Origin of the sequence: Pseudomonas sp. 2822-17 (genome assembly GCF_002742485.1) — a bacterium.
In the GTDB taxonomy this organism is placed as follows: Bacteria; Pseudomonadota; Gammaproteobacteria; order Pseudomonadales; family Pseudomonadaceae; genus Aquipseudomonas; species Aquipseudomonas cyclaminis.
On record NZ_LJRZ01000177.1, the window covers coordinates 1 to 339 of the forward strand.

Sequence of the window (339 nt, forward strand, 5' to 3'; positions counted from 1 at the left end):
ATTATCCTCTATGTCGTGTGGATCTGAATGCCCTATCTTAATGCTATAATAATCCTCATGATCCTCTTTTCTACGCTTAGTGACTTTAGCTATAAGTCTTTTACAATTCATTATCAATTGATCTCTCTTATCTCTCTTTACTAACAATAGTGATCCAGCTGCTGTAACTGATACTAAAACGGATGAAGTCACCCATTTCTTTGTATCCATATATTGAGCCTCCTTGATCGTTGGTTATTTATCTATCCCCATTTTAAGGACCAGCTAAACGTACATAAAGGGACAAGCAAGAACACATATTAAATATGAGTTTGTCAATATAGGAGGATTGTATAATGG

General features: G+C 34.8%; 1 protein-coding gene. It reads right to left on the reverse strand.

Annotated elements, in window-relative coordinates:
* On the reverse strand, positions 1–210 hold a 210-nt coding region (locus AOA60_RS33245), incomplete at its 3' end, for a hypothetical protein (protein ID WP_218240500.1).
* Positions 211–339: the final 129 nt, after the last annotated feature.